We start from the raw sequence: 7,554 nt of genomic DNA on the forward strand, positions 1-7,554 counted from the left end.
AGGTGAAGTATGCGAGAGAAGATAATAGAAATTATATTAAATAATAAATCTGAGTTTATTTCGGGTGAAGAGTTGTCAAAGCAATTAGGTGTGTCACGTGCAGCTATATGGAAACATATGAAAGCTCTAAAAGAAGAGGGATATAATATAGAATCTGTAAATAAAAAAGGTTATAGATTAACAGAAAATCCAACTGATTTATTAAGTCCACAGAATATCTACTATAAATTAAATACAGAGTTTATTGGTAAGAATATTGAGCATCTTGATACTATAGATTCAACCAATGAATACGCAAAAAGAGTGGCTGTGAATAGTATAGATGGAACTGTGATTTTAAGTGAACATCAAAATATGGGAAAAGGACGATTAGGAAGAACTTGGGATTCCAAACCCCATGAAGGAATTTGGATGAGTATTATTCTAAAACCAGATATGGAACCGTTTAAAGCACCATTTATAACTTTAATAGCAGGAGCAAGTGTAACACAAGCTTTAAATAATCTAGGGGCAAAGACTTTGATAAAATGGCCAAATGATGTTATTTTAAATGGGAAAAAAATATGTGGTATACTAACAGAATTGTCTGCTGAGATTGAAAGAACAAATTATGTTGTTCTTGGTATTGGAATAAATGTTAAAATAATGGACTTTGATTCAGAAATAGCTGAGAAAGCTACCTCATTGTATAAAGAAGGATACAAATTGTCTAGAGTAGATATTGTCAGAAATGTATTGGCTGAATTTGAAAAGTTATATTTAGATTATATTGCAAATAACTCAAAAGAAGAAACTTTAAAAATATGTAGAGATTATTCTGCTATTATAGATAAGAATATATATGTACTAAAAGGAAATGATAAAGAATTAGTTAAATGCTTAGATATAAATGAAGATGGTAACTTAGTAGTTCAGGGTAGTGATGGAAGTGTAAAAGAAATTGTTTCGGGTGAAGTTTCTATAAGAGGAGAAAATGGATATGTATGATAATATTTTAGATATAGAAGGTTTAAAGGTTGGGCAAGTTGAGGATAGAATAGGGCTGACTGGATGTACAGTAGTGATTTGTGAAGAAGGTGCAGTTTGTGGTGTTGATGTAAGAGGGTCGGCTCCAGGAACCAGAGAAACCGATTTATTAGACCCTGTAAATATGGTTCAAAAAGTTCATGCTATAGTTTTAGCAGGAGGTTCTGCATATGGTCTTGAATCTACTTGTGGAGTAAGTAGATACTTAGAAGAAAGAGGAATTGGTTTTGATGTTGGAGTTGGAAAAGTTCCTATAGTTGTTGGAGCAGTTTTATTTGATTTAGGAGTAGGAGATTTTAAGTGTAGACCAGATATACAAATGGGTTATAAAGCTTGTGAGGTGGCAAATACAACTGTTTTAAATCAAGGTAATTATGGAGCAGGATGTGGAGCTACTGTTGGAAAGATAAGAGGGCAAGAATATGCTATGAAAGGTGGAATAGGAAGTTATTCTATAAAACTAGATAATGGCTTGATTGTATCTGCATTAATTGCTGTAAATGCTCTTGGAGATGTTTATGAGGATGGTAAGGTTATAGCAGGCGCCTTAAATGATAAAAAAACAGAAACAATTGATACATATAAATTGATGAAACAAGGTGTAAGTAAAGGTGGATTTAGTATAGATAATACTACAATTGGAGTTATAGCTACGAATGCTAAACTGACTAAAGCTGAATGTAAAAAAATATCTCAAATGGGTCATGATGGGTATGCAAAAGCTATTTTTCCTATCCATACACCTCACGATGGAGATACAATATTCACAATGTCAAAAGGTGAAATAGAAGTAGATATAACGTTATTAGGTTCATTGGCTGTAGAGGCTGTGGAAAAAAGTATAATAAATGCAGTAAAAAAAGCTGATAGTGTAGAAAATATAATAGCATATAAAGACATAGTAAAAAAATGAGAAATATGATGAAATTAGCATATTTTTCTTGTCAAATTGTTGACAATGACAACTCATCTTGATAAAATTATTCTTGTTAGAGCAGGCATCCTGAAAGTAGTAGCCTGACTCATAATGATAAGAAACAAGAGTAAGAAAAATCAAAAAATTAAGTAGTCCGGCATCGTTAGTGAGCTGGAACGGAGGTGTATTTTTTATGATGAACACAAGTGCATCAGTAAGAAAAGTAAATGTAAGAAAGATGACTATAATAGGGGTACTATCAGCTATTTCTATTATGCTATCTATGACTCCATTGGGATTTATTCCAGTTGGACCTACAAAAGCAACTATAATGCATATACCAGTTATTATTGGAGCTATTATGGAAGGACCAATAGTTGGGGCAGCAATAGGCTTTATATTTGGAGTATCAAGTCTTTTAAACGCTATAGTAAACCCAACGGTAACATCTTTTGTTTTTATAAATCCATTAGTTTCAATATTGCCAAGAGTTATGATAGGTATATTGGCCTATTATGTATATCAACTAATAATCAATGCTACAAGTAAGGTATACATATCTGGATTAATTACAGGAGCTGTAGGTTCTTTGTTAAATACAGCTGGTGTTTTAGGAATGATATATGTCTTATATGCTGACAAGTATCTTCAAGCAATGGGTCAAAATGGTTCAGCAGGAAAGGTTATAATGGCTCTTGCCGCAGCAAATGGAGTACCAGAAGCAATAGTAGGAGCTTTAGTAGTAGCTGCCGTTGCTGCTGTACTTAAGAAAAGCAAAAAATAGAAAGAAGGTTAATGACATATGCTTCTAGTATTTGATGTTGGAAATACTAATATGGTTTTAGGTATATATAAAGGTGACAAGTTAGTTAATTATTGGAGAATTAAAACAGATAAGGAAAAAACATCTGATGAATATGGAATTCTAATAAGTAGCTTATTTAAGTATGATGATGTGGATATAAATGCTATTGATGATGTAATAATATCATCTGTAGTTCCAAACGTTATGCATTCTCTTGAAAATTTTTGTATAAAATACTGTAAAAAGCATCCATTGATAGTAGGTCCAGGCATAAAAACAGGTCTAAATATAAAATATGATAATCCAAAACAAGTTGGAGCAGACAGGATAGTTAATGCTGTAGCAGGCATAGAAAAATATGGGGCACCAAGTATACTTGTAGATTTTGGAACAGCAACTACATTTTGTGCTATTTCTGAAAAAGGTGAATATCTAGGGGGTACAATAGCACCAGGAATAAAGATATCTAGTGAGGCATTATTCCAAAGTGCATCTAAATTGCCTAGAGTAGAATTAGCAAAACCAGGTATGACTATTTGTAAAAGTACTGTATCAGCTATGCAATCTGGCATAATTTATGGATATGTAGGTTTAGTTGATAAAATAATAAATATGATGAAAAAAGAATTAAATTGTGATGATGTTAAAGTTATAGCTACAGGTGGGCTAGCTAAACTAATTGCTTCAGAAACAAAAAGTATAGATTATGTAGATGGTTTTTTAACGCTAGAAGGATTAAGAATAATATATGAAAAAAACCAAGAATAATTAATACAGGGAATTGGATTATATATCCAGTTCCCTTTTTATGATAGTTTTTTAGTGTTATGTGGTATATTATAATGAGGAAATGCAGATTTAGAAATAAAATCACAAAAACAAAGGAAAAAATAGGAGAAAAACGATGAAAATAGGAAATTTAGAATTAAAAAATAAAGTTTTTCTGTCACCTATGGCAGGGGTAACAGACCTTCCATTTAGATTAATTTGTAAAGAACAAGAATGTGGACTTTTATATACAGAAATGATAAATGGTAAGGCACTTTGCTATGATGATGAAAATACTAAAAAAATGCTTAAGATAGAAAAAGAAGAACATCCTGTAGCTGTTCAGATATTTGGTTCTGAGCCAGATTTTATGGGAAGAGCAGCAGAAATAATGAACGAATATTCAAATGAAATCCTTGATATAAATATGGGATGTCCAGCTCCAAAAGTAGTTAAAAATGGGGATGGTTCAGCACTTATGAAAAATCCTAAACTTGCAGAGCAGGTATTAAAGGCAGTAGTGAAGAATTCAAAGAAACCAGTTACTTTAAAAATAAGAAAAGGATGGGATGATAATAGTATAAATGCTGTTGAGATAGCAAAGATAGCAGAAGCTTGTGGAATAAGTGCTTTAGCAATACATGGAAGAACGAGAGAGCAATATTATACAGGTAAAGCAGACTGGAATATAATTGCAGATATTAAGAAAAATTTAAATATACCTGTTATAGGAAATGGTGATGTATTTACAATAGAAGATTCAATAAATATGTTAGACAAAACGGGTTGTGATGCTATAATGATAGGTAGGGGTGCTCAGGGTAACCCATGGATATTTAAAAGAATAAACCATTATATGAATACAGGCGAGATTTTACCAGAGCCAACTCTTAACGAAAAGATAAGTACTGCCATTAAACATTTAAAGCTTGCAGTAGAAGAACATGGAGAGTATGTAGCTGTAAGGGAAATGAGAAAACACATCGCTTGGTATTTAAAAGGTCTTAGAAACTCTGCAAGATTAAGAGATGAAATTAATAAAATAGAAGACTATCAAGAAGTTGTGTCGAAATTGGAGTACTATATGGAAGACTCCTTGACATAAAAATAATAGTGACTTATAATATAGCGCATAAATTAAAAAAAGATTATAAAAATTTTAAAATATAATTAGGAAAATTCCTAAGAAATTTGTGAAGGAGTTGTATTTATAATGGAAGAGAATAAAGAGTTTTTATTGACACAAGAGGGATACGATAAATTAGAAGAAGAATTAGAGAATTTAAAGGTTGTAAAGAGAAAAGAAGTTGCAGAGAGAATAAAGGTTGCTATATCTTTTGGTGATTTATCTGAAAATGCTGAGTATGATGAAGCTAAAAAGGAACAGGCACAGGTTGAAGAAAGAATCTTAAAATTAGAAAATATGGTTAGAAAAGCTGTTATCATAGATGAAAGCAAAATAGACCTTAATGTTGTTACAATAGGTTCAATAGTTAAAGTTAAAGATTTAGAATTTGATGAAGATGTTGAATATACTATAGTTGGTTCAACAGAAGCAGACCCATATGATGGCAAAATATCAAACGAATCTCCTGTAGGAAAAGCGCTTTTAGGAAGAGCTGTTAAAGAGGTTGTAGAGGTGCAAGTTCCTGATGGAGTTGCTAAGTTTGAAATATTAGAAATAAGAAGATAATCTGGAGGAAAAAAATGAAAAATAATCAACAAAGCAATGAAGAAGCACAAATTCAAGAAGACCTTAGTGAAGTACTTCAAGTAAGAAGAGATAAACTAAAAAAATTACAAGAATCAGGTAGAGACCCTTTCAAAGAAAGTAGATATGATAGAACTCATTATTCTATGGAAATAAAAGATAACTTTGAAACTCTTGAAGGTCAAACTACAAAAATAGCAGGACGTATCATGAGCAAGAGAATACAAGGTAAAGCTGGTTTTATAGATATTCAAGACCAAGAAGGAAGAATTCAATCTTATGTAAGATTAGATGCTATAGGGGAAGAAGAATATAGTGTATTTTCAACATATGATATTGGAGACATAGTTGGTATTGAAGGGGAAATATTTAGAACTAAAAGGGGCGAAATATCTGTAAAGGCTAAATCTGTAGTATTATTATGCAAATCTTTACAAGTTTTACCAGAAAAATATCATGGATTAAAAGATCAAGAATTAAGATATAGACAAAGATATGTTGATTTAATAGTGAACCCAGAAGTAAAAAATGCTTTTTTAATTAGAACGAAAGCATTAAAGGCATTGAGAGCGTATTTAGATGACAGAGGATTTTTAGAAGTTGAGACTCCAATATTAAATACTATAGCTGGTGGAGCGAATGCTAGACCTTTTATAACTAACCATAACACTTTACATATACCAATGTATTTAAGAATAGCAAACGAATTATACTTAAAGAGACTTATTGTTGGTGGATTTGATAAAGTTTATGAAATGGGAAGAATGTTTAGAAATGAAGGTATGGATTTAAAACATAATCCTGAATATACTGCTATAGAATTATATCAAGCATATGCAGACTACACTGATATGATGGAGATAACAGAAAATGTTGTTGCACATATGGCTGAAGTTGCTACAGGAAGCATGATAATCAACTATCAAGGAACAGAAATAAACTTTACACCTCCTTGGAAGAGAATGACTATGGAAGATTGTGTGAAGGAATATTCTGGCGTAGATTTTTCTGCAATAAATACAGATGAAGAAGCATTAGAAGTTGCTAGAGAAAAAGGAATAGAAATAAAGCCTGGAATGAGAAGAGGGGAAGTAATAAATGCTTTCTTTGAAGAGTTTGGAGAAGATAAATTAATCCAACCAACATTTATAACACATCATCCAGTTGAAGTATCTCCATTATCTAAGAGAAATACTGAAGACCCAAGAAGAACTGATAGATTTGAAGCTTTTGCTAATAAATGGGAGTTAGCTAATGCATTTTCTGAGCTTAATGACCCAATTGACCAAAAAGGAAGATTTATGGACCAATTGAGAAAAAGAGAATTAGGTGATGATGAAGCTTTTGAGATGGATGATGATTTCTTAAAAGCATTAGAAGTAGGTTTACCTCCTACAGGTGGACTAGGAATAGGTATAGATAGAGTTATTATGCTATTAACTAATTCTCCATCTATAAGAGATGTATTATTATTCCCTACTATGAAACCTATTGATAATAATCAAAATAAAGAAGAAGAAGAAAAATAAAAATAAAAAATACAAGCATTTTACTAAGTTTTAAATAAAATAGAGCTATTAAATTATCAATAAATAGCTTTATTTTATTTAAAATGTCAATGTAGAATGCTTTTTATATGTTCTAAAGAAGTTTTCATGTATTTAATTTATAAATTACCAACAAACGTTACAAATTGATATTAGTTTTTGTTGATTGGAACTTTATATTTAGAAAATATGATTGAAAGTAATTTATTATGAAAATATTTAAAGTAATTTTTGGGAAGGAAAAAGGAATAATTTTTGAGAATACTATATATAAAAAATTATTGGGGGAATGTGTGATGTTTCAAGTAATTGATTTTTTATGTTTAGTTTGTATTGGATTTTTAGTTCTTGATGTTATGGTATATTTTTGTAAGGATGCAATGGATATATTTGAAAGTACAACTAAGGTTAATAAAGTTAAGAGTATAAATGTTTGGGCAGATAGAGTCAGAGCCAACTCATATTCTTACGAAAATAAAATTGCAAAATAGGAAAAACTGTATATGCATGTGTTACTTGTAATATCAAGGGTTATATCTGTTAGTTTTAGTTAAAAGTATTAAAAAAAACAAAGAGTTATAACCTTTTTTAAAATAAAAAACAAAAAAAGTATTGACGAATTATTTTTAAGGTGATATAGTATTACTTGTCCCCAAGAAAAGGGCAAACATGAAAAATGAACTTTGAAAATTAAACAGTAGGTTAATTTATAAAAACAAGAAACAAACCATAAAGCCAGATATTTAGATAACAATAGTATCTGAGCCTGATAAACTTTTAT

The 7,554-nt window shown here is 30.7% G+C and carries 8 protein-coding genes; all 8 read left to right on the forward strand.

Going from position 1 to position 7,554, the window contains the following annotated elements; all coding sequences use genetic code 11:
• The first annotated feature begins 9 nt into the window (after window positions 1-9).
• The 8 genes from IC173_RS14495 (at window position 10) to IC173_RS14530 (ending at window position 7,264) form a co-directional block, all read left to right on the forward strand.
• A complete protein-coding gene (locus IC173_RS14495; protein WP_227836338.1) occupies window positions 10-987 on the forward strand; it encodes a biotin--[acetyl-CoA-carboxylase] ligase in 978 nt (325 codons plus the stop codon).
• The gene (locus IC173_RS14500; RefSeq protein WP_227855758.1) at window positions 980-1,939 is read left to right on the forward strand and encodes a P1 family peptidase; all 960 of its coding nucleotides are present in this window, start codon (window positions 980-982) and stop codon (window positions 1,937-1,939) included. The genes IC173_RS14495 and IC173_RS14500 overlap by 8 nt, the downstream gene beginning before the upstream one ends.
• A gap of 196 nt (window positions 1,940-2,135) precedes the next feature.
• A complete protein-coding gene (locus tag IC173_RS14505; RefSeq protein WP_227483268.1) occupies window positions 2,136-2,726 on the forward strand; it encodes an ECF transporter S component in 591 nt (196 codons plus the stop codon).
• A gap of 18 nt (window positions 2,727-2,744) precedes the next feature.
• Entirely contained in the window at window positions 2,745-3,515 is a 771-nt protein-coding gene (locus IC173_RS14510) for a type III pantothenate kinase (RefSeq protein ID WP_227437521.1), read from the forward strand.
• Between the two features lie 136 nt (window positions 3,516-3,651).
• A complete protein-coding gene (gene dusB / locus IC173_RS14515) occupies window positions 3,652-4,620 on the forward strand; it encodes a tRNA dihydrouridine synthase DusB (protein WP_227831462.1) in 969 nt (322 codons plus the stop codon).
• A 108-nt stretch (window positions 4,621-4,728) separates the two neighbouring features.
• Window positions 4,729-5,208 (forward strand): transcription elongation factor GreA, encoded by a 480-nt coding sequence (greA, locus tag IC173_RS14520; protein ID WP_021386470.1) that lies wholly within the window; start codon window positions 4,729-4,731, stop codon window positions 5,206-5,208.
• Between the two features lie 14 nt (window positions 5,209-5,222).
• Entirely contained in the window at window positions 5,223-6,755 is a 1,533-nt protein-coding gene (lysS, locus tag IC173_RS14525) for a lysine--tRNA ligase (protein WP_227825042.1), read from the forward strand.
• A gap of 314 nt (window positions 6,756-7,069) precedes the next feature.
• Window positions 7,070-7,264: a hypothetical protein gene (locus IC173_RS14530; protein ID WP_227483267.1), complete on the forward strand. Its 195-nt coding sequence runs from the start codon at window positions 7,070-7,072 to the stop codon at window positions 7,262-7,264.
• Window positions 7,265-7,554: the final 290 nt, after the last annotated feature.

The sequence above is a fragment of the Clostridioides sp. ES-S-0048-02 genome (genome assembly GCF_020658495.1).
In the GTDB taxonomy this organism is placed as follows: domain Bacteria; phylum Bacillota; class Clostridia; order Peptostreptococcales; family Peptostreptococcaceae; genus Clostridioides.